Source organism: Staphylococcus ratti, from assembly GCF_020883535.1.
GTDB classification, from domain to species: Bacteria; Bacillota; Bacilli; order Staphylococcales; family Staphylococcaceae; genus Staphylococcus; species Staphylococcus ratti.
In genome coordinates, this window is sequence record NZ_CP086654.1 from 1661980 (window position 1) to 1686080 (window position 24101).

Here is a 24101-nt window from a genome sequence, read left to right on the forward strand (position 1 = left end):
TGTTCGTTGAGGTTTTAACTTGTTGCTATAAATATGTTTGTTGAAATTCATGAATAACAGCGTCAAAATCTGGAACATTTAATGAAAAGTATATTTTCATTTTAGGTTCTGTACCTGAAGGCCGCACAGCGATGAATCCTTCATCAAATGTAAAACGCACGACATCTGATTTTGGAAGAGTGATAGCGTGTTTTTCTCCCGTTTCTAAATTCATACAGACAGAAGCTAAATAATCCTCACGCGTTTTTATTTTCATACCGCATAAATGACTTTCTTTATAAGTTTTAAAAAGCATCATTAATTCGTGAATCTTTTCTTTGCCTTCTTTGCCTTCATATATAGGAGACAAGGTTTTATCTTCAAAACGACCTACTTGTCGATAGATATCTTCCAATACATCGTGAAAGGTCATCCCTTTCTGATAGCATTGTTGCTTATACTTTACTAACAAAGGAATGCATTGGATTGCATCTTTATCCCTTGAAAAGTCTTGGAGCAAATAACCATGACTTTCTTCATAAGCTAATATTAATTGCTTATCACTATTCTCTCGTTGTTGCAGTTGTTCAGAAATAAACTTAAATCCTGTTAATACATCGACCACTTCTAAGCCAAGATGCTGTGCCAAGGCATCGCTTGTGGCACCTGTCACAATTGTTTTGACAATGTATGGGTGTTGTACTTCTTTAATACTTTCTTTTGAACGAAGTGCCATTAAAAGTAAGCCGATTTCATTGCCATTGAAAAAATAATGCGATCCATCTTTATAACGTTCAACTACCCCAAAGCGATCAGCATCAGGATCTGTGGCAATAATCAAATCTGAATGTACACGTTCTGCTAATTTAAACGCATGTTCAAATGCAACTGGGTCTTCAGGGTTCGCTGTAGTACACGTAGGAAATGCACCATCTGGGACGGATTGTGCTTCATCAATATCGAAGTTTTCAAAACCAAGACGTTTTAAGATTGTTGCTGTCAATGGCAAACTCGTACCATGTAAACTTGTTAAGAGAATACGTGCCCCTTGATCTTGAATGCTTTCATAAAGTGCTGTGACATGTTGGATATAGCTTTCTTTCACAGCGTGTGGTAAATAACGAATCAATCCCTTTTCCATTAAAGGGTCAAATGCATCAACTTCTATATTTAACGCAGATTCATTACGTTCAATCGCCACGCTTAATTGTTCCGAAGCTTCTGGCAAAAGTTGACCGCCTTCATGATTGTATATTTTGATTCCATTGTAATCACTTGGGTTGTGGCTTGCTGTAATCATAATCCCAGCATCTGCTTTTAAATAACGTACGGCAAAAGACAATTCGGGAGTTGATTTATAAGTGTCTGATAAGACGACATATACAGATTGTGTAGCTAAAACCTTCGCCATTTCTTTTGCGAATGCTTCGGATAAAAACCGTGTATCATAATGTATGACAACTAATGGTTCAACAAGTTCACGACGAAGAAATTGTGCGAGTCCAAGCGCTATCTTACGAACAGTAAATTTATTAAGCCGTCCAGGGCCGAGGCCAAATTTGCTTCTTATTCCTGCAGTGCCGAATTTCAATTTATCTTCAAAAGCGGCATTACGCTCTTCTTCTGTTTGTTGATCATAGAAGTCTTTTACTAAACTTTCTTCTAAACGTGACATCCACTGTGCCTTCAAAATGCGCACCTTCCTTAATAATTAAATTTAAAAGTTGTTAACATCATTATTATACATGATGCGTTATCGTGATGTGAAACAATCCTTGTACCCATTTTTAGAGTCACCAAAAGTTAAAATAACAATATATAAAAACTTCGAATGGTGGAACATACCACATAGAAACTGGCATAATCGTACATTCTCAATAAAAACACTAAACGTTATTACACTATCCATTATACTTATTAAAAATCCACCAACATATTACTTTCACCTTCATATTATAGTACACATTACTTCTATTTAAGTCCTTTTATGTTAAAATCGTTGAAAGACAACTATACTTTCCTATACAATAAGAAATCATATGGATAAAATACACATTTTTTAGGAGCAACTTACAATGAACAAAGCCCTCAAATTCGTGTTGTATTTGCTTGTACTCATATTGGTAATTGTTCCTGCAATATTCGCTTTTATATTATTTAATTCGTCAAGAGATGCTTTTGACGATTCTTTTTCGCAAAAAGATAAAAGAGAATCTGTACTGAGAAAACAAAAAGTCGATCCTAGTAAAGAACCTGTTTCAATTTTGTTTTTAGGTATTGATGACAGCAGTGCACGTAGAGAAAATGGCCAAAGCGCAAATCAATCAAGAACAGATGCAATGATTTTATCAACGCTTAATCCTGACAAAAATCAAATTCGTTTGTTAAGTATTCCTCGTGATACTTTAAGTTATATACCTAAAGTAGGATATTATGACAAGATTACGCATGCCCATGCCTATGGTGGCCCTGAGTCTTCAATGGATACAATCGAAAAAGCTTTAAATGTTCCAGTTGATTATTATGTACGAATCGATATGGATGCGTTCGCTCAAGCTGTGGATGAACTTGGAGGTATTGAGTATAACGTGCCTTATGACTTAAATGAACCTAACAGAACAGATAAAGGCCGTATTAAATTGAAAAAAGGTAAACAGGTTTTAAACGGGGAAGAAGTACTTGCGCTCACAAGAACGCGTAAGCAAGACTCTGACTTAAAACGTGGTCAGCGGCAAATGGAAGTGCTAAAAACTTTATTCCACAAAGCCCAAGAAACCCAATCTTTAAGTAAACTAGACGATATCATACAAATTGTAGGAAAAAATTCGCAACATAATTTATCTTATGATGAAATACAAGCACTTGCAACGGATTACCTAGTTAGCGACACTGATATTAAAACAGAACAATTAAAAGGCGAAAATGAACTATTAAACGGCATTTATTATATTAACCCTGACATAGATGCACTAATTAAGACAGCTAATCGCCTACGCAATGATTTAGGGTTAAGTCCTATAAAAGACCGAGATCAATTTATGATAGAACGTGTCAAAAAAGCTTTTGGCGAAATACCGCCACTCTTAAACATTGAAGAAAATCTTGTGAATCCGTCATCTTCAAACCGTTCTGAATCGGCCCAATCTAACAACACTGATGTGCCTTCAGACCAACAAAATAACGCAACAAACGCAACACAAACACCTACAAATCAAGATAGCAATCAAGCACCTGTAGAAAATGACTCGACGTATCAAGATCCAAACGCAACAACCCCATATTAAAAAAAGGAGGTAACCAACATGTCGCGACACACATACGAAAAGATTAATCAAATCAATGGTATGTTCACAATGTTAGAACAGCAAATTATCCATAGCAAAGATATGGCACATTTTCGTTCTGAGCTTTTTTATGTTAACCATGCCCACCGCGAGAATTACGAAGCCCTCCTCGTTTACTATTCAGATAGTGAAACGAATCCAGTCATTAATGCAGCTTGTTATATCGTCGCATTGCCAGAAATCTTTGATGCTATCGATGTATTTGACTCTCCTTTACCATTTTCATGGGTTTACAATGAAAATGGTTTGACAGAAGAGATGCAAAACTTAAGTGTTCCAATTCAATACCTTGTTGCTGCAGCTTTAGAAGTCACAGATGTCAATATTTTCAAACCCTCGGGTTATACGATGGGAATGAACAATTGGAATTTAGTACAAATGCGTATTTTTTGGCAATATACTGCGTTAGTACGCCAAAATGCCGAATAACCTTAAATAATTTTTCATATTTATTATTATCAAAAAGCCAACGAAACAAAAGATACTTTTTATGTTTCATTGGCTTTTTTGTCATTGCTTTTAAAATAGATTTAACCTAAAGTAATTAAAAAAGAAGTTAGACATTAGGAGTGATAAGATGATTAAAAAAGTAAACACTGAAAAAGAGTATCAAGATGCATTACATATTCGTAAGACAGTATTTATTGAAGAACAAAACGTTCCGGTCGAGGAAGAAATTGACGCCTATGAAGCTGAAGCTACACATTTTATCGCATACAATGATGATGCTAAACCTTTAGCGACAGCAAGATACCGTATTGTAGATGATGTTGTTAAAGTAGAACGTGTTGCTGTTTCTAAAGCTGCACGTGGACTTGGATTAGGAAAAAGACTCATGATTTATCTTGAAGATGAAGCAATGCAACATGGCTACCGTACTTTTAAACTTGGCGCCCAAACACATGCAATTCCTTTTTATCAATCATTAGGATATGAGCCGTACGGTGAAGAATACATCGATGCTGGCATCCCACACTACGATATGTATAAGAAAGTTTAAGCGGTTGTAATTAATATTTCTCAGTTTAATTCACACTGGTGAATATGTTTTAATCTAATAAAAAAAGGGCAACGATTATTAAAATTAAATTACAATACAATTAAAAACACCATTTGAGAATTGGAACGCTATATAATGATATCAATTAACTTTATACTATCTTAAAGATAAAAGGGGTAATGAAATGGTTAAAAAAATTGGGTATAAAACGCCTTCTATTATTGCATTGACGATTGCAGGAACAGCAATTTCAGCACATCATGCTGACGCAGCTGAAACGACGACACAAACAACTCCGGAAAAAGTGTTAGACAGCGAAAAAGCGTTACAACAAGCTGAACAAGCTAAAACCGAAGCGACGTCACAACAGTCTACTGTTTCTGGCACACAAGCTTATCAAGACCCATCTCAAGTTTCAACAAACGAAACAACTAATGAAGCAAAAGATGGTACGGCAACAACAAGCAGTGAAGCATCTCCTACTGCACAAAATGATACTACATCAACAGATAGTTCCGAAGACAATCACATTAACTTGCACAACGACGCACAAGTTTCACCTGAAGCCTATGCACAAACAGATGAAACTACAGAAAATCAATCAGCTCAATCAACTGAGCATACATTTTCTGAGCCAGCAGCTCAAACTGAAACATCAAGCGTTCAGTCTACTGAGCAAAACGCACATGTACAATCAAAAAATACGCAAAGCCAGTCACAATTAGATCAAAATAACTCTGAAGCAATTCAATCGTTCTCTGCGCAACCGAATACGTATTCTGTACGAGCTAATACAACAAATATTAATACCAATCCAAACGGTCCTACGCCAGCTCGTGTTGGAGGTAAAGGGGGGCCAGCAACATTATCAGCGAATTCTACAAACGCCCCTACTTTCCGTGCATCTGCTACACGTGCTACTGCACCAGCAAAGTATAAGCCACAAGTAGCATCACAAATCAACGACTATATTCGAAAGCAAAATTACACGGTACCGAAATATGAAGAAGACTATACAAGTTACTTCCCTAAATATGGCTACCGCAATGGTGTAGGTCGTCCTGAAGGTATCGTTGTCCATGATACAGCCAATCCAAATTCAACGATCGAAGGCGAAATCAACTACATGAAAAATAACTATCAAAGTGCGTTCGTGCATGGTTTTATCAATGACCAAAGAATCATTGAAACACAACCTACAGATTACCTTTCATGGGGTGCAGGACCACAAGCCAATGAGCGTTTCATTAATATCGAACTTGTTCACGTATACGGTTACGATAAATTCGCACGTCAAATGAACAACTTTGCGGATTATGCAGCAACAAATTTACAATATTATAATTTACGTCCAGATAGTGCTGAATATGATGGTCAAGGTACAGTATGGACACATGATGCTGTTTCTAGATTTTTAGGTGGCACAGATCACACCGATCCACACGCTTACCTTCAATCACATGGGTATTCGTACGACGAATTATACGACTTAATCAATGAGAAATATCAAGTTAAAATGGGCTTAGCCTCACCTACTAATACGCCTGGCGGTGGTGGTACAACAAATCCTACTTCACCGTTAACTGTAAATAATGATACAGGTGTAGGCCGCATTAATGCTAAGAATAGCGGCTTATATACGACGGTATATGATGCTAACGGTAAGAAAACGACAGCCACAAATCAAACGTTAAACGTCACTAAAAAAGCATCGTTAAATGGCAATCATTTTTATCTCGTATCTGATTATAATACTGGTTCAAATTTAGGATGGGTCAAACAATCAGATGTTGATTATCGTACAAGTCAACCTGCTGTAAAAATCAACAAGAATTTCTCAATCCCTGCTGGCACACAATTGTACTCTGTCCCTTGGGGAACAAATGCGCAATATGCCGGTAAAGTAGCAGGTACAGGTGCTCAAAACTTTAAAGCAACACAACAAAAACAAATTGCCAATACAATTTACATTTATGGTACTGCCAACAATACATCTGGTTGGGTTAATCAATCACTTCTATCTGCACCTACAAATCAATTAAAAGTAGCAGCAGATACTGGCGTAGGTCGCATTAATGCTAAAAATAATGGTTTATATGCATCTGTTTATGATGCTTCAGGAAAGAAAACAACTGCAACAAATCAAACGTTAAATGTTACAAAAAAAGCTTCACTCAATGGTGAACAGTTCTATCTAGTATCTGACTACAACAAAGGTACAAACCTCGGTTGGGTCAAACAGTCAGATGTAGATTACCGTACAAGCCAACCTGCTGTTAAAATTAACAAGAATTTCTCAATTCCTGCTGGTACACAATTATATGCTGTGCCTTGGGGAACAGCTGCGCAATATGCCGGTAAAGTGACAGGTAAAGGTGCTCAAAACTTTAAAGCAACACAACAAAAACAAATTGCAAACGCGATTTACGTTTATGGTACAGCCAACAATTTATCAGGTTGGGTCAACCAATCAGTTTTATCAGCACCTAAAGCAACTCAACAAGTTGCTCAAACGGTTTCACAGATGGGTCAACTTAAACCTACAACTTCAGGCATTCGTGCAACGATTTATGATCCAACAGCTAAAGAGGCTTCACAGCATGCTGATCGTACTTATAAAATTACTAAAACTGCATCAGCAAATAATCAAAACTTCGTATTATTACAAAACACGAACAATACACCACTTGGTTGGTTCAAAGTTGAAGATGTTGTAACACGTAATTTAGGTAAAGAAGTCCCAGCGGCAGGACAATATATGGTAAACAGTAATAATAATGGACTCTATTCTGTGCCATGGGGGACAGCAAAACAGCGTATTGATTCACTAAAAAATCTTACTAACCGTACATTCACTGCTACAAAATCCGTACTTGTTGGAAAAGACACTTACCTCTTCGGTAATGTGAATCAAAAAACGGGTTGGTTAAATAAAAATGACTTAACAGCTCAAGCTGCTGTTCAACCTAAGTCAACACCGACACAAGTTAAAACTTTAACTAAACCTGTAGATTATGTCATTTACAATCGTAACGGTCAATATTTCGCTAATTTCAATGACTCCAAAGCAAAAGGTAACTTATCTAGTTATTACGAAAGCATTTTCAATGCACAACGCGCTGCACTCGTAAATGGTGTCACATGGTATTATGGTAAGTTTAATGACGGTACAGTCGCTTGGGTTAAATCATCAGATTTACGCTCGCAGCTTACGCGTTACTTTAATTCGCCATATACATTAGACGAAGCAGTAGACAAGCAAATCAACTTGTCTTACAAACCACAAATTCAAAGAGAACCGGGTAAATGGGTTGATGCAACACGTGAAGAAGTTGCAAATGCGATGGATACAACAGCATTTGAAAAAGACCCTGTCCAAAAATATCAATTCTTAAAATTAGATAAATACCAAGGTTTAGATGCCGCTCAACTCGATAAATTATTAGTTGGAAAAGGTATTTTAGCTGGACAAGGTGCAGCATTTAAAGAAGCAGCGCAAGTCAATAACATCAATGAAATTTACCTTATTTCACATGCTTTATTAGAAACAGGCAATGGCACATCTACACTTGCAAATGGTGGCTATGTCGATGAAAATAATAAAGTAATCACAAACTCAACACGTAAATACTACAATATGTTTGGTATTGGTGCTGTGGATACTGACGCGATTCGCGGAGGCTTTAAAACTGCTGAAAAATATGGTTGGGATACTGTTGAAAAAGCTATCGTTGGTGGTGCAGGCTTCATCAAAAACCGCTACATTGGCGCGGGTCAAAACACTTTATATCGCATGAGATGGAATCCAGAAAATCCAGGTGTTCATCAATACGCCACAGATATTAGTTGGGCTCATCACAATGCAGGCCGTATGAAACAATTCTATGACCAAGTAGGCGCCGTTGGTAAATACTTTGACGTAGATCATTATAAAAGTTAATCCATTTATCACAGTTCATTAAGAGGTTAGGACATTAAAGTGTCCTATCCTCTTTTTTAATTGCATTAACCCCTTACAATGTAATACATTTATAGTAACGATTTTAAAGGAGTACTTATCCCATGGCACATGCAATGAAACGTGATGCATTCTTCGACAATGCGCGGGCAGTTCTTATTTTCCTAGTTGTATTTGGACACTTGATTCAACCTTATAACAGTACGCATCCAGCGATTAACGCATTATATTTAACAATTTATAGTTTTCATATGCCAGCGTTCCTTTTTATTTCCGGTTATTTCGCCAAAAATGTCGGCCAATCAGGGTATATTGAAAAAGTAGGTAAAAAGTTACTCGGGCCTTATCTTATCTTTTTTGCGTTTTTCTCACTGTATTACTTTATTACTGGGAAAAACAGTTCAATTGGCTTAGATCCATTTGATCCCGTATTTGCATTATGGTTTTTACTGACACTCTTTTTCTTTAATATCATTATTGTCGTGATTAGAAATTATAATCCTATCTATGTATTACCTATAGCGATTTTAATTGCGATTTTAGCTGGGTTTTCATCTAATATTGATAGCTATCTCAGTTGGTCCCGAACATTAGTGTTTTTCCCTATTTTTTATATTGGTTATATCCTAAGTGAAAATTTCAGCCGTGTGATTCGTATAAAAACATTTGCTCCACTGTCGTTGGTAGTGCTTGTCGTATTTTTTATCATATATTACGTCCACCCTATCGATTCATCATGGTTACTTGGAAGTTCTCCTTACACACATACCGACGGATGGAATGTGCTTTTGAGTCCGCTCAAACGCTTAATATTATATTTGATTATTTTCTCTACAATGTTTGCGTTCTTAAATTTGATTCCTGAGAAACAATATAAATGGACCTATATCGGGTCGAGAACGATGTACGTCTACTTATTACACGGATTATTTATTGGTGCAATTCGTGGTTATAATTTGTTTCCTTTTATTGATTATCCTGCACTCGGTATTCTTTATAACTTTGTACTTTCCATATTTATTGTATGGTTATGGTCTACAGACCTTGTTGCAAAATGGACGAACCCATTCGTTCACTTACAAAAGCCGTCCCAATTTAAACCTTATTCATAGACAACTCGAGAGAAGTTACTCAAAGTATGATATGCTTTGATGTAACTTCTCTTTTTAGGATGTGATGCTATGAAATTAGAACTTAATGCGCATTCCAAATATTTGGACGCACCACGTATACGTCAATTTTCAAGCCTAATCAATAAAATGGATAATGTCATTAATTTAACAATAGGCCAGCCTGACTTTGAGATGCCACAAATCGTGAAAAAAGCCTATCAAGATGCCATTTCTAACAATTTAACTACGTATTCACACAATAAAGGTTTAGTCGAAACACGACACGCCGTAGCTCAATTTCTCAAGTCTCGTTATCACGCCAACTTCGATGCCGAATCTATTATTATAACAAATGGCGCTTCTGAGGCACTGGATACGAGTTTGCGTTGTATTTTAAATCCTGGTGATGAAGTATTATTACCTGGGCCTGTTTATGCTGGCTATCTTCCATTAATTCAAGCTTTAGGGGGAAAACCTGTCATTATCGACACGCGAGAGACACAATTCAAACTTACGCCAGAGCTGCTTCAAAGTCATATCACGCATAAAACAAAAGTCGTGTTACTTAATTATCCTTCTAATCCAACTGGAACGACATTGAGTTTTGAAGAAGTTCAAGCGCTTGTCGATTGTTTGAAAACATATCCCGTTTTTGTCATTAGCGATGAGATTTACGCTGAGAACACATTAAATGGTACGCACACATCATTTGCCCAATTTGAAGTGCTACACGATCAATTATTGCTTATCAATGGATTAAGCAAATCTCACTCCGCAACGGGGCTGCGCATTGGCTTTTTAGCAGGGCCTCAATATTTAATTGATAAACTCACATTTATGCATGCTTATAACTGTATTTGTGCGAATGTCCCTGCTCAAGTCGCAACGATAGCTGCACTTACCGAAGGCGTAGAAGCGCCAAAAGCAATGAATGATATCTATATTGAACGTCGTAACTATTTAGTTGATGCACTGACTGAAATGGGTTTTGAACTTGAATCTATCCCTCAAGGCGCTTTTTATATTTTTCCAAAAATTACTCGTTTCACTGAAAATGATCTTGATTTTTGCGTGGATGTTTTAGAAAAAGCAGGTGTAGCAATTGTACCAGGTTCTGCCTTTACTGACTGTGGCAAAGGTTATATACGCATTTCTTATGCTTACCATATTGATGCATTAAAAGAAGGTATGGACCGTCTCAAAACATATTTAAAAACGCATTATCCAGAAGTCTAAAAAACATGCTCGCGTGCGTTGTCGATGCGGTACATCCCTTCGATGCAATAACGATATAACGTTTACAATTTCATTTTATATGTGCTAGACTATTGATGTCTGATGACATTTTATAGCATCTCTTCGTGTAGTTGATTTTGGTTGGCTGACCAAATATTATTCTAGCATGTTGAGGTGCTTTTTTGTGACGATTGTAAACTATCGCTTATATACAAAAACTACCGGCAAAGCTTAACTTTGTCGGTAGTTTAATATTCAAAGGACATTATTACTATATCCTTGTTTGTTATATATACTTATGGAAATTTAGGGAATTGATCAAAGTCTGGTGAACGTTTTTCTTTAAACGCATCGCGTCCTTCTTTCGCTTCATCTGTTGTATAGTATAGCAATGTTGCATCTCCAGCAAATTGTTGTAAACCTGCTAAACCATCTGTATCTGCGTTCATCGCCGCTTTTAAGAAACGTAAAGCTGTTGGTGAATGTTGTAATATTTCTTTACACCATTGTACCGTTTCATCTTCAATTTTATCTAATGGTACAACTGTGTTCGCCATACCCATATCTAATGCTTGTTGTGCATCATATTGACGACATAAGTACCAAATTTCACGCGCTTTTTTATGACCAACAATACGCGCTAAGTATCCTGAACCATAACCAGCATCAAATGAACCTACTTTAGGCCCTGTTTGACCAAACTTCGCATTGTCCGCTGCGATTGTCAAATCACAAACGACTTGTAAAACATTACCGCCACCAATCGCATAACCTTTAACCATTGCAATGACTGGTTTTGGAATGACACGGATTAAACGTTGTAAATCTAAAACATTTAAACGTGGAATTTGGTCATCACCTACGTAGCCACCGTGGCCACGTACTTTTTGGTCCCCACCAGAACAGAATGCTTTGTCGCCTTCACCTGTTAAAATAATCACACCGACACGCTCATCATCACGTGCACGTGTAAAAGCATCGATCATTTCATGTACAGTGTTTGGTGTAAACGCATTGTGTACTTCAGGACGATTAATCGTTACCTTAGCAATCCCTTCAAAATATTCATATTTAATTTCTTTATATTCTTTTAATGTTTCCCATTGTCTTTCCATCGTTGTCCTCCTCATTTAAACCTTTAATAAAATCTAATGTTATTGTATCAAATTTCGCAACATCTTCCACATGAACTGTATGGCCCACTTGTGGCACAACGTCAAGTTTGCCATGTTGAAGCGCCGGCAACATATTTTGGGCAATGCTCACAAATTTTTCATCCCATTCCCCAACTATCAGTTGCACTGGCATACGTAAATTTTCTAACGTTCCCCATAAATTAGGCATGACGCCTGTACCATATTCACGTAATGCTTTTGCCAGTTTTTCTGGAGATTGGCGAAGCCGCATTTGTCGAATACGTTGTTGCTCTGCCTCATCTAAGAAACGTTGTGACTGAAATAATGGCAATCGTTCCCAATCTTTAACAAATGTTTCAAAAGGCGCTAATTCAAGTACTTTAGCACGTGCTTCGTCTACTTGTGAACGTTCCGCTCGTTGTAATCCGTCGTCAATGCCTGGAGAACCACTTTCTAAAATTAAACCATTCAACAATTCAGGATAATAACAACCGTAATAAAGCGCTACACGTGCTCCCATAGAATATCCATGTAAAACGACACATGCTTCTTTCACTTCACGTATCACTTGATAAAGTTGTTCCGCAATCCATTGAAAGTGCCATTGTTCTTCTAAACTCGACTCATCTTTACCATGTCCTGGCAAATCTACTGTAACTACTTTAACTGATTTTGTAAGTGTCGCGATGTGCTGATCGAATATAGAACTATCACTCATAAAACCATGTAATAAAATACACACCGTATTTGACGGTTGCTTTGCTTCATAAACTTTATAATGTAACATTGACAACCTCACTTAATTGTTCGTACAAAGTTTGATGTACCTCATAATTTTCTGCACGATCCGTGATAATTTCGTATAATGTGCCCGACATTGCATTAAGTTCAACGTAACCAAAAGATTGGACATCTGAAAAACGTTTATAACAAAAGTGATATAAATGCGCTGCATGTTCAAAGTCTAATCCTGTCGGCGTACCAAATAAGCGTTCGAAGTGTGGCGCTGCTGCTTCTTTCTGAGGCAAATATGAGAAAATACCCCCGCCGTCATTATTAACTAAAATAATATTCATATGAATATCATTTAATTTCGACATTAACAAGCCATTCATATCATGATAAAAAGCGATATCACCAATCAATAATGTTACCTTCTGATGCACAGCCATACCTAAAGCTGTAGAAACGACCCCATCAATTCCGTTTGCGCCTCGGTTAGCATAAACGCCAAATTCACAATCAAAATACAAATTATCTATATCACGAATAGGCATACTGTTACTTACAAAAAGATTATCCGTATGATCTAATTTATCTAGTAAACGTGAAATGTATCCTGCCTCATCCAATGCTTGCTTTTGATGATAGGTAATTTTTTCTCTCGCCTGTAATTCCATTTGTTGCCAATGTTTCAACCATACTTTGCGATAGGTGCTTTCTAATGTGTTCAATGATCTGAAAAAGTCGTTCGCAGACATTTCGTAAAAGTAATCTGGCTTTTTAGGGAAAGCATCTATGTCCTTACTATTTTGAACTAATATATGTGTTGCATTCGTCCGTTTCAACCATTGATTCAGCTTTTTAGAAACTACCGGTTTCCCAACACGTATTACAAAATCTGCTTCTAGTTCTAATCCTGAACGTAGTAACAAATCATACGTTGCAATAACATTTGGATGTTGCGTACGTCGTATAGGATTTAATGGATCCGCTAAAATAGGCATATCATATTCTGTAGCAAAAGTTAATAATTGTGAGACATCTTGGTGTTGCATATCTCCTACGATAATCAATCCTTTAATTTGTTTCAATGTCTGTTTTAAAGGCGTAGGATCAATAGCTTTTTGGTATTTAGGTAGCGTATAAGTATGCGTCGTCAATAAATCCGTCCGTGACCAATCTGGCGTCAATGGCTCCCTAAATGGCATATTAAAATGTATCGGTCCTTGATGTGGACCTACAAAATATTGGCTTGCTTTTTGAAGCTGGTAACGTATCGCATCTAATGTATATTGCGTCCCATCTGCAATAGGCATATCAAATTGAAAATGAACGTAATTGGCAAACATATTAACTTGATTAATGGCTTGAGGTGCGCCGACTTCTCGAAGCTCATGTGGTCTATCACTGGTCAAAACAACGAGTGGCAAACGACTAATATGACTTTCTGCCACAGCAGGCAAATAGTTTGCAGCAGCAGTACCAGAAGTACACACTAAGGCAACTGGTCGCTGGCTTCCTTTAATTAAACCTAATGCAAAAAATGCTGCACTACGTTCATCTGGATGAATCCATGTTTTCATTTCAGGATGACATTCACATGCAATTGCAAGCGGCGTTGAACGAGAACCCGGGCTAATGACTACTTCTCTAACACCATATGCATAAAGTTCTGATACAAAATAAAATACTTGTTCTGTTAATTGTTGTTGTGCATGATCCAATTTATTTCACCCCTAACGCGTCCATCATTGGACTAAATTTCAAGGCAGTCTCATATACTTCTGCTTTAGCATCTGAATCTTTGACAATACCCGCACCTGCAAAAAGTAAAGCTTGCTTACCTTGAATGAGCATTGAGCGTATCGCAACAATAAATTCGCTATCATTATACGTATCAATCATACCAACAGGTGCTCCATACAAACCACGCGCATTAAATTCGTGCATATCAATATATTTTACTGCACGTGCTTTAGGATAACCGCCTAAAGCAGGCGTCGGATGCATTACATCAATTAATTCAATATAATTGGATGTCACTAAAGGGCCTCCTATTTCTGTATACAGATGATATAAATGATCATTTTTCAAAATACTTGGTGTTGTATTATAGTTGACTTCATTTACAAATGGTTTAATATCTTCAAGAATACTTTCCACAACAATGTGGTGTTCCCCTAAATTTTTATCATCTTGTAAAAAAGCTTGAACACGTGACTGATCTTTCTTTACATCTTGCGTTCTCTTAATCGTGCCCGCCACCGCTTTAGTGGACAACATGCCGTTATGCACTTTAAACAATTGTTCAGGTGTTTGTGAGATGAAACAGTCTTCCCCAGACTCTAAAACAAATAAATAGCTATTTTTTTCGTTTTTTAATGCACGATTAAGTACGGTAGCTACTTCAATTTTGTCATCAAATTTAATCGCTCGACGACGTGATAAGACTATTTTTTCATCGACATCAAGTTGTTGAATGGTATCATCAACTAAGCGTTCCCATGCCTCAACATCTAAATCTTCTTGCGTACGTATTTCTGGTACACCTTCAATCATTGATAAAGACGTTGCTTCTAATGTACTGAAAAACACTTTCCATTCGTTAAAACGCTGATAAGAAAAAGCTGCTTTAGGTACTGTATAAGTTAAAAACGTTTCTCCCGCTCTATGAGAAATCAATATTTCTGGTAATATAAAATGATTCATCCCAAATTGCTGCCATTCTACATCTGTGCGTTCCGTTGAAAACTGAAAACCCCCACAGATACGTAAATGATGCCGTTCAGAATGCGGATGTATGTAAACAATATCTTCTTTAAAGTTATCCCATTCTTTAAAAATTGAGGTCTTGCTCTGTTCATTATTTTTAAACTTCTTGGCAACGCGACACCCAAAGTAAGTCGTTTCATTATCATTCAACCGAAAATAAAAGCGGTTGCCCGCTTCTTGATAGGTCTTTTTAAATAACGTAACGGGATCCAATTTACGTGGTAAACGTACCTCTATGGATACCCAAGTCTTCGCTGTGTTCGCTATTGCGTCAATGATTTCCTGCTCACCAACGTCAACAGTCATCTCTCTCACTTCTTTCTCATAATCATAATCCATTAAAATTTATTTTAACATTTTTTAATGTTAAATGTGTGGAACATTGCTTAATTCACAGAGTTAGTTATTGATTTCATCCTTAAACTTTCCTATACTGTTTTTGTATAAACAATTTAATCAATCGAGGTTTTGTTCAATATGGTGAATCAATTTCAGCGACATTCAACCGTTCGTAAGTATTGGTTATTAATGCGACCTCATACACTAACTGCTGCTATTATCCCTGTTTTGGTTGGAACAGCTATTGCTAAAATTTTCCAACTCGGCAGTGAAGATCGTATTAATATTTGGCTCTTTTTAGCAATGTTACTCGCTTGTTTATTAATTCAAGCGGCAACAAATATGTTTAATGAATATTACGACTTTAAAAAAGGTCTAGACGACCATGAATCTGTAGGTATTGGCGGTGCTATCGTACGCCATGGAATGACACCAAAGTCTATTTTTAATTTAGCGATTGCTTTTTATATTATCGCAGCGATTTTAGGGCTCTTTTTAGCTGCCCAAACTTCATTTTGGCTCATTCCGGTAGGCTTGTTGTGTATGGCTATTGGTTACCTCTATACAGGTGGTCCATTCCCAATTTCATGGACGCCTTTTGGAGAAATTTTTTCCGGTTTGTTTATGGGCATGATTATTATTTTAATCGCCTTCTTCATTCAAGTTGGCCATGTCAATGGAACTGTTGTTTGGATGAGTATGCCAATTGTCATTACAATCGGACTGATCAATATGGGAAACAATATTCGTGACCGTGTTAAAGACAAGCATAGCGGACGTCGTACTCTACCTATTCTTTTAGGTAAACGCTTATCTTTGCATGTTTTAGCGGCAATGTATATTGTTGCTTACGTTTGGGTCATTTATACTGTCTTTTTTGTACCAGGAGGCTCGATATTCTTTTTACTCGTTTTACTCAGCTTCCCTTGGCCGATAAAAGCTTACCGACGTTTCAAGAAAAATGACACGCCTGAAACAATGATGCCTGCTATGATTGCTACTGGAAAAACCAATACGTTTTTCGGCTTGCTTTATGCACTCGGCATTTATATTAGCGCCTTATTAGGTAACATTTAAAACAAATCCCACTTAATTATTCGATTAAGTGGGATTTGTTTCGGTCTTTTTCATGTGAATTAATTGATGACGATAATTGAAAAATTGTCGATAACTTAAGTAAGTAGCAACAAGTGCAGAAATAATCGTAGCAGTTGTATGAATAAATACTACCATTAGCTGAAACTTTATCGCTTGAAGCGGCGGCACACCTGCAATAATCAAACCTGTCATCATTCCCGGTATCGAAACCAACCCATACGTTTTAACGGAATCAATGGTTGGCACAATGGCAACCTTTATACTTTCACGAATTGCATCTTTAGCCGCTAATGATGGCGTCGCTCCAAGTGACAATTTCGCCTCGATGGATGCTGTTTCTTTCGTAAAAATACGATTCAAATTTTGATAACTTAAATTTATTGCAATCATACCATTACTGCCAACCATCCCTGCAACAGGAATCATTTCATTAGGTGTAAAATCAATTGCGCCCGTTAATAAAACGCCTCCTAATGATAAAATAGCACCTGCCATAATCGCTATAAATGATATCCAAAATACATGATGCATCACTTTGGATGCACGTTTTTTCGTATTGGCAGCTGCATTTATCATAATGACAAGTATCAGTGCAAGTACAATCCACGTATCTTTAACGCGAAACACGAATTCAAGTAAATAACCAATAAGGACAAGTTGAATCACTGCCCGTAAAGCCGCAATAACCAAATCTTTAGAAATCCGTAATTTTTCTTTATACGAAATAAAAATAGGAATAAGTAACAATAGAGATGTTAAAAGCAATGAACTTGTCGTCATATTACGCCTCCTGCTCAATTTCACCATTATGTAACGTTACAATACGATGAAATTGTCGTTTGCTTTGCGCTGTATTGTGGGTAATCCATAGGACAGAAGTCCCTTCTTTAACCATGTTAAAAATAAGTTGTTCGATTAAACGGCTGTTTTTATCATCTAGTGCGCTTGTCGCCTCATCTAAAAGTAACAACTCTGGTTGATACATCAATTGTCTCGCAATCGTTACACGTTGTTGCTCTCCTCCAGACATTCGTTGCACCGACGCACTCAATTTATACTTTTTAAGTCCAACCGCTTCTAAAAGCATCTTTGCACGCTTTTTATCAAAAGATTCTTGACGTGCTAATGCCGGAAATGCAAGATTATCCTGTATCGTATCACCAAATAATTCTAGTCTCTGAGGTAAATAACTGACACGTTGTCTTAAGCTCTCAGGTGTATAGTCTTTATAAGCATGACCTTTAAATAATATATTACCTTCAGTTGGGGAAATTAAATCTGCAATAATTCGTAGTAACGTACTTTTACCGCTTCCCGAAGCACCTACGACAGCAATGGCTTCACCTTGCTTAACGTTAAGATTAATTTGGTTTAAAATGCGTTGATCTTCCACATGGTAACTCACGTTGTTTAAGTTAAGCATCTCATCTCTCCTTAATTTTGATACGTCATATAATCGTAATTATGACCATACAATTGTTTTTGCTTCGTTACCTCAAAACCCATTTTTTCATAAAAATTTCTAGCCAAATGATTCGATTGATCACAGTTTAAACTTAGTGTTTCTCCCTCATATTTATCAATAATATGCTTCATTAATTTTTTAGCGATGCCTCGTCCTCTATATTTCGGAAAAGTTGCTATGGATTCTATATAAATAGTTTTATCCTCGGCCTCTTTCACAGGTAAAGGTGTATTTGTAGATAAAGTTAAATATTTCGCACTATCTAAATCTGCCCATGCGTGTTCGTAAGCCAGTTCTTTATCTGCGCTATATGCAATAATCATTCCAGCAACTTTATTTTCGATTTCATAAATATGTATATGCTGATAGTTATTACGATAAGGAATTTCAGTAATACTTTGTTGAATGACATTAACGACTTCTGTTTCAGAGTACTTTTCTACAATTTCTAATTCCATATCTTTCCAAATAATATAAGACAATTCAGCAATCTCTTGCGCATCTGTTTTTTTAGCTTCTCGTATCATCCTATCGCTCCTTTAGAAATAAGAAGTTTTTTTATTTTTCCCCAATTTAATATAAAATAAGCGTCTCACTTTTAAAATAAAGCAACATGCGTGTCTAAATGAAAGATTAAACTTTTAGATTGCTGATACGTATATTAGAAAAGAACTAAAAACGCGTTCTAACGTGCAATATAGGATACCTAGACACAAAAATTGCTTTTTCATACCCGTTCATGTAACTTTAAGATGTCCATTAATAGAGAGGAGTACACACAAGCTATATAGATTTAAAGAACTATATCATTACAGTCAACATATAATGGACAACTTACGAAGTGTAAGTATATAAAAAATTGGGTTTTAATATTTTAATTGCCCTCATGTTTAGGGAATAACAATATAAGGACACTTAAGGGAAAATACGATAATTTTGTAAATAAGATTCTTGAAGCCTATAAGCTTGGCAAAATAACGTTAGATAATCGTTCTATTCATACGATACGACGATAGCGTACATTAGATCGAGTATGAACTACATAAAATACAAAATGAAGAAATACCTGTTTTGGAAACGTCATATTCAGCTTTCCAAAACTTCCACGCCGCATGTTCTTTTGAACAGCAACACTTCTAAAGATGATATGCCATAAATCGCAACTACTTACCGTCCACAACGAGAGATATTGATTTTTAATACTGTATTAAAACATTGCCTTAACTCAAGAAGCATTGTTTGTAATACTCCAAATCAATCATTACACATTAACATTTATGGAGGTATCATCTAAGAAATGAATGCGCATTTAAAAACAAAACTATTTTTAATATTATTATTGCTCGTTGCTGGTGTTTTCCAAGGCCATGCAGAAGCAGCAAATCAATCTGATACGCGAGAATATGTCAAAAATATGGACCGTGCACCTTATAGATCTGTTGTTGCATTAGATGCAAAATTCGGCAACTTTGAAGGAACAAGAGAAAAGGGTATCCATGAAATAGGAACAGGTACAGTTATAGGCAAAGACACTATTGTAACTGCTGCTCATGTCGTTTACGGCATAAAAGAAACATTACGCGGTGGTTATGCAACTGAAGTAACGGCTACACCTGCTCAAAACGGTAAACAAGCACCGTATGGAAAATTCAAAGTAAAATCTATAAAAGTCCACGAAGGTTATATGAATGAGGAAAATATCGAAAATTACCTACATTTTGGATACGACATTGCTATTATAAAAGTAGCACCTAATAAAAAAGGACAACATATTGGCGACGTTGTTGAACCATTAAAAGTTAAAAAAGCTGACCAAGTTAAGGGCTCTAAAATTTTAACTGTAGGATATCCAGGAGATAAAGTGAAACATTACAGATTCAACAGAACACCTTGGCAATCCGTAGGTACAGTCGTAGGTAACTACAGAATCCACAACATGTTTCAAACGAACTTTTACTCAGCTGGCGGACAATCAGGTGCTTCAGCAATAGACCTCTCAGATAATAAAGTTATAGGTATATTATCCTTTGGAGACCGTCATGCTACAGGGTTTATTCAATTTAACCAAGAAATATATCCTTGGTTAAAAAATAATTTAAAAAACTACAAAGGTCACGCGTTATAAATATAAAATAATCTAACGCCTAACTTAACAACATATCTGTCGAAGTGACGATGTAAAAAGCAATTTAAACAAATGTTATCTTTAGAACGCATTGAAGTAGCTCATATCTAGCCACAGACCAGTGTGGTAGCCAAGCCATTTTTCAAATTTCTTATTACAAATAACTGCGTTTTAAATAAAGTTACTTTAAGGTGGAGAACATCTACGATAGGCATGTTCTTCACCTCTTTTTTATATTGCCTAAGTACTTCTTAATCATTAAATGCGATCAACGTATGGCCACTTATTCTATAACAAACTATATCCATTACACAATTGCATAAGTAAGTACCATGTCTTAAAATAATGCTTATCGTTATATATTTTGTTGTTCAATATGTAATTCTAACTGAATAACGGAACGTATAGTGTAAATATTACGTTAACTTTTTTAATTTTAGCTCTTGATTTCTCCAATTGAATTGATATAATAGTATCTGTGCTTACAAAAAATAACATAAATCCACAGTAGCTCAGTGGTAGAGCTATCGGCTGTTAACCGATCGGTCGTAGGTTCGAGTCCTACCTGTGGAGCCATGGAAACGTACTCAAGTTGGCTGAAGAGGCGCCCCTGCTAAGGGTGTAGGTCGCGAAAGCGGCGCGAGGGTTCGAATCCCTCCGTTTCCGCTAGTTAGGAAACAATGGTTAATATTCGTTTTCTTAAAACTATCAAGAACGCTGTTACGACAGCGTTCTTTTTATTTTTGATTAATATCTGTTTTAAAATAAAAATGTCACGAGAATGATACCGAAGATACAATTTCAATACTTCGTGACATTAAGATAAGTGTTGTTTCTATTCGACTGCTTTTGCAATGGTTTCGTAACTTACAAATAAAAGCGACCATTTTACAGGTTGCTTTTTTTAAATATCGTTAGTTTTTGTTAAGTTGAATTAAGACCTTTAACTAGTATACATGACTGGTGAGTTACTCTTAAGCATATACTCTTTATTTGGATACAGCCTTTATTGCTAAGCCAGTGGGTTATTAGTTTCTAGTAAAATATCAATAATATCTCTGGTAAAAATATTATTAATAAAAAATAAATACAACGCCTAGTAATTTATATTGCTTTTCAATAGGGTTTGAAGTATTCTAATTTTGTAATACAAATAAATGAAAAGAAAGAAGGTTTTGCAATGGATTTTTGTAAAAAATTGGCTTTATTTTTATTAATGTTATTAGCACTACCCCAAGTATTTGCACCAGAACATCCGGTAAATTCAGTAGTATCTGCAGCAGAAGAAAGTGTTTATCCAATAACTGGTTCTGACAAGGCTCCTCATAATATTGTTGGTAGAATTAACTTTAGCAACGGTCCTTCAGCGACAGGATTTGTTATAGGTAGTGATACAATATTAACTAATAAACACGTAGCAAAAAATCTAAAAGATGGAATTACAGGAACATTTACGCTAGGAATCAATTATAATAATAGTGGTAAGAAAGTCTTAGGAAATTATGAACTTGTTTCTGTTATTCCTGCTCCAAATTCAGACGATGATGTAGCTATTATAAAGGTTAAACCTTCTCAGGATAACTTACCTTTAGATAAAGTAGTAAATCCAGCAAAAATAGTAAATGCTAATTATATTGATGAAGAATGGATGAAAAATTCTGCCGACAATCAATTTCATATCGCTGGTTATCCAGGAAACAAAGACCGAAATATAATGTGGGGTTCTGACGGTAAATTATTAAAATATGGTTTTAATAACAAACGTATCTATGTAGCAGACATTATTTCAGTCCCTGGTAATTCTGGATCTCCTTTATTTAATAAAAATAACGAAGTTGTAGGTATAAATAGTAGCACCTATGGTCACACAAGCAATCATGCAGGTGGATTCTTATTTAAAGATGATTTATATGATTTTATAATGGCCAATAAATAATTAAAATACATGAGCTAAACAATATTTTTATAATTGGTTATAAAATAAAAAAAGAGGGGGTGGGACAACGAAATCAAATAGATTTCTGTCCCGCATTTAATGTGAGAATAACAGTTAAAAAGTCACAGTAGCTGTCTGGATTGAAACTTCGCTTACTAGCTCCTTTCAATCCTAGTCAGCCTTGTGGGGGTGGGACAACCAAATCAAATAGATTTCTGTCCCGCATTTAATGTGAGAATAACAGTTAAAAAGTCACAGTAGCTGTCTGGATTGAAACTTCGCTTACTAGCTCCTTTCAATCCTAGTCAGCCTTGTGGGGGTGGGACAACCAAATCAAATAGATTTCTGTCCCGCATTTAATGTGAGAATAACAGTTAAAAAGTCACAGTAGCTGTCTGGATTGAAACTTCGCTTACTAGCTCCTTTCAACCCTAGTCAGCCTTGTGGGGGTGGGACAACGAAATCAAATAGATTTCTGTCCCGCATTTAATGAGAGAATAACAGTTAAAAAGTCACAGTAGCTGTCTGGATTGAAACTTCGCTTACCAGCTCCTTTCAACCCTAGTCAGCCTTGTGGGGGTGGGACAACGAAATCAAATAGATTTCTGTCCCACATTTAATGTGAGAATAACAGTTAAAAAGTCACAGTAGCTGGCTGGATTGAAACTTCGCTTACTAGCTCCTTTCAACCCTAGTCAGCCTTGTGGGGGTGGGACAACGAAATCAAATAGATTTCTGTCCCGCATTTAATGAGAGAATAACAGTTAAAAAGTCACAGTAGCTGTCTGGATTGAAACTTCGCTTACCAGCTCCTTTCAACCCTAGTCAGCCTTGTGGGGGTGGGACAACGAAATCAAATAGATTTCTGTCCCACTCCCCTTTTCTAGATTTTTCTTTTCTAATTGCACATACCGATTTTTCGATGATAACACACTTTGTTATTTTATACTTCCCCATAATAGCCCGACACTATTGTTAAGCGGTGCTGCGCCAATCCATATGCGGATTGGCATATAATAACGTACACCTTTCCAATTAAAGCCAATCCGTACATGCCCGTCTTGCAAGCATACTTCATCATAATTGACATTGCCGTTAGCTTTGAACCAATAGCCTAATTTAGTTGTACGGAACGGTGCGCCTACACGTGTTGCGATAGCATTACCAGCGCATACAAATGTTGCCTCTCTGTCATATAATACGTTCCATAGTTGTTGCGCTTTCATGCTCCACCAACTCTAAAACCAATGATATACTTGTGAATGAAGTACCAGTAAATAAATTAAACTAAAGCAATCGTATTAGGATTAGTGATGAAAAACTTTTTAAGGTTCTATACCTCATTATTAAAGCCACCATAAAAATACGTTTTTGTCTATGAAATAAATTTTATAACTTATTTTTATTAAATACTACACAAAAAAGCCACCCAAAGATGTGCATGGGTGGTTAAATACATATAGGTAATTAAATAAACATATTTTCTACAAGAGCGTAGCAAAGTACGCACTCGTAAAATTTACAAACATTCCTAAATATTATTTCTTAAGTCCTTGTTTTAAGATCATATTAATTCTATTTTGTAATAACTTTTTATCTTCTTTATCAAAAATAATGAAGTTAACAGCTTTTTGAGCTGCTCTGTGAGATTTTACAGTACGTTTTTGATCAAATTCTGCGATTAAAACTTTCGCTTTTGCTATTCTTGCTTGTCGATCTGCATCAGAAAAAGCATCTGTTTTATACGAAGTTTTAACCTCTGAACGTGCACCATAACCCTTTGCATCAGTATTTGTTGCTAATGTTGTCGTCGCGATTCCAACCGCAGCCAATGTAAGTAAAGATTTCACCATAAATTTATTTTTCATAATTCATTCC

The 24101-nt window shown here is 36.2% G+C and carries 19 protein-coding genes and 2 tRNA genes; 11 read left to right on the top strand and 10 right to left on the bottom strand.

Annotated elements, in window-relative coordinates:
- Positions 1–25 precede the first annotated feature (25 nt).
- On the bottom strand, positions 26–1669 hold the full coding sequence (locus LN051_RS07975; protein ID WP_229293651.1) for a phospho-sugar mutase: 1644 nt from the start codon (positions 1667–1669) through the stop codon (positions 26–28).
- Positions 1670–2054: 385 nt separating this feature from the next.
- Here LN051_RS07975 and LN051_RS07980 point away from each other — a divergent pair, with 385 nt between their 5' ends.
- From LN051_RS07980 to LN051_RS08005, 6 genes are all read left to right on the top strand, one after another.
- The gene (locus tag LN051_RS07980; RefSeq protein ID WP_229292015.1) at positions 2055–3263 is read left to right on the top strand and encodes an LCP family protein; all 1209 of its coding nucleotides are present in this window, start codon (positions 2055–2057) and stop codon (positions 3261–3263) included.
- Positions 3264–3281: 18 nt separating this feature from the next.
- Positions 3282–3752, top strand: a complete 471-nt coding sequence (locus tag LN051_RS07985) for a DUF2538 family protein (RefSeq protein ID WP_229292016.1) — start codon at positions 3282–3284, stop codon at positions 3750–3752.
- Positions 3753–3900: 148 nt separating this feature from the next.
- Positions 3901–4323: a GNAT family N-acetyltransferase gene (locus LN051_RS07990; protein WP_229292017.1), complete on the top strand. Its 423-nt coding sequence runs from the start codon at positions 3901–3903 to the stop codon at positions 4321–4323.
- A gap of 184 nt (positions 4324–4507) precedes the next feature.
- Positions 4508–8263 carry an N-acetylmuramoyl-L-alanine amidase gene (locus LN051_RS07995; RefSeq protein WP_229292018.1) on the top strand — a complete coding sequence of 1252 codons (3756 nt, stop codon included), beginning with the start codon at positions 4508–4510 and terminating at the stop codon, positions 8261–8263.
- 122 nt (positions 8264–8385) lie between these two features.
- Positions 8386–9393, top strand: a complete 1008-nt coding sequence (locus tag LN051_RS08000; protein WP_229292020.1) for an acyltransferase family protein — start codon at positions 8386–8388, stop codon at positions 9391–9393.
- A 69-nt stretch (positions 9394–9462) separates the two neighbouring features.
- Complete coding sequence (locus LN051_RS08005; protein WP_229292021.1) at positions 9463–10629, top strand: aminotransferase class I/II-fold pyridoxal phosphate-dependent enzyme; 1167 nt, start codon at positions 9463–9465, stop codon at positions 10627–10629.
- 296 nt (positions 10630–10925) lie between these two features.
- Here LN051_RS08005 and menB read toward each other — a convergent pair whose 3' ends face one another.
- The 4 genes from menB to LN051_RS08025 are packed head-to-tail and all read right to left on the bottom strand — an operon-like array spanning position 10926 to position 15566.
- Positions 10926–11744, bottom strand: a complete 819-nt coding sequence (gene menB, locus LN051_RS08010) for a 1,4-dihydroxy-2-naphthoyl-CoA synthase (RefSeq protein ID WP_037565961.1) — start codon at positions 11742–11744, stop codon at positions 10926–10928.
- Positions 11710–12552 carry a 2-succinyl-6-hydroxy-2,4-cyclohexadiene-1-carboxylate synthase gene (menH, locus tag LN051_RS08015; RefSeq protein WP_229292024.1) on the bottom strand — a complete coding sequence of 281 codons (843 nt, stop codon included), beginning with the start codon at positions 12550–12552 and terminating at the stop codon, positions 11710–11712. Before menH ends, menB begins: the two co-directional genes overlap by 35 nt.
- Positions 12539–14212, bottom strand: a complete 1674-nt coding sequence (menD, locus tag LN051_RS08020) for a 2-succinyl-5-enolpyruvyl-6-hydroxy-3-cyclohexene-1-carboxylic-acid synthase (RefSeq protein WP_229292026.1) — start codon at positions 14210–14212, stop codon at positions 12539–12541. The genes menH and menD overlap by 14 nt, the downstream gene beginning before the upstream one ends.
- A gap of 1 nt (position 14213) precedes the next feature.
- Positions 14214–15566, bottom strand: coding sequence for an isochorismate synthase (locus LN051_RS08025; RefSeq protein ID WP_229293652.1), 1353 nt, complete (start codon positions 15564–15566; stop codon positions 14214–14216).
- Between the two features lie 171 nt (positions 15567–15737).
- On the opposite strand from LN051_RS08025, the gene LN051_RS08030 reads away from it, so the two are divergent.
- On the top strand, positions 15738–16676 hold the full coding sequence (locus tag LN051_RS08030) for a 1,4-dihydroxy-2-naphthoate polyprenyltransferase (protein ID WP_229292027.1): 939 nt from the start codon (positions 15738–15740) through the stop codon (positions 16674–16676).
- A 24-nt stretch (positions 16677–16700) separates the two neighbouring features.
- Here LN051_RS08030 and LN051_RS08035 read toward each other — a convergent pair whose 3' ends face one another.
- The 3 genes from LN051_RS08035 to LN051_RS08045 are packed head-to-tail and all read right to left on the bottom strand — an operon-like array spanning position 16701 to position 18689.
- On the bottom strand, positions 16701–17477 hold the full coding sequence (locus LN051_RS08035) for an ABC transporter permease (RefSeq protein WP_229292028.1): 777 nt from the start codon (positions 17475–17477) through the stop codon (positions 16701–16703).
- A gap of 1 nt (position 17478) precedes the next feature.
- On the bottom strand, positions 17479–18120 hold the full coding sequence (locus LN051_RS08040) for an ABC transporter ATP-binding protein (protein WP_229292029.1): 642 nt from the start codon (positions 18118–18120) through the stop codon (positions 17479–17481).
- A gap of 11 nt (positions 18121–18131) precedes the next feature.
- Positions 18132–18689: a GNAT family N-acetyltransferase gene (locus tag LN051_RS08045; RefSeq protein WP_229292030.1), complete on the bottom strand. Its 558-nt coding sequence runs from the start codon at positions 18687–18689 to the stop codon at positions 18132–18134.
- A 770-nt stretch (positions 18690–19459) separates the two neighbouring features.
- On the opposite strand from LN051_RS08045, the gene LN051_RS08050 reads away from it, so the two are divergent.
- The 4 genes from LN051_RS08050 to LN051_RS08065 all read left to right on the top strand — a co-directional run bounded on the left by LN051_RS08050 (position 19460) and on the right by LN051_RS08065 (position 22223).
- Positions 19460–20287, top strand: a complete 828-nt coding sequence (locus tag LN051_RS08050; protein WP_229292031.1) for a trypsin-like serine peptidase — start codon at positions 19460–19462, stop codon at positions 20285–20287.
- Positions 20288–20788: 501 nt separating this feature from the next.
- Positions 20789–20863, top strand: a tRNA-Asn gene (locus LN051_RS08055).
- Position 20864: 1 nt separating this feature from the next.
- A tRNA-Ser gene (locus LN051_RS08060) sits at positions 20865–20953 on the top strand.
- 514 nt (positions 20954–21467) lie between these two features.
- Positions 21468–22223, top strand: coding sequence for a trypsin-like serine peptidase (locus LN051_RS08065; protein ID WP_229292032.1), 756 nt, complete (start codon positions 21468–21470; stop codon positions 22221–22223).
- 938 nt (positions 22224–23161) lie between these two features.
- On the opposite strand, the gene LN051_RS08070 is transcribed toward LN051_RS08065, so the two are convergent.
- Positions 23162–23449, bottom strand: coding sequence for an SH3 domain-containing protein (locus tag LN051_RS08070; RefSeq protein ID WP_229292033.1), 288 nt, complete (start codon positions 23447–23449; stop codon positions 23162–23164).
- A 312-nt stretch (positions 23450–23761) separates the two neighbouring features.
- Positions 23762–24091, bottom strand: coding sequence for a fibrinogen-binding protein (locus tag LN051_RS08075; RefSeq protein WP_229292034.1), 330 nt, complete (start codon positions 24089–24091; stop codon positions 23762–23764).
- Positions 24092–24101 lie beyond the last annotated feature (10 nt).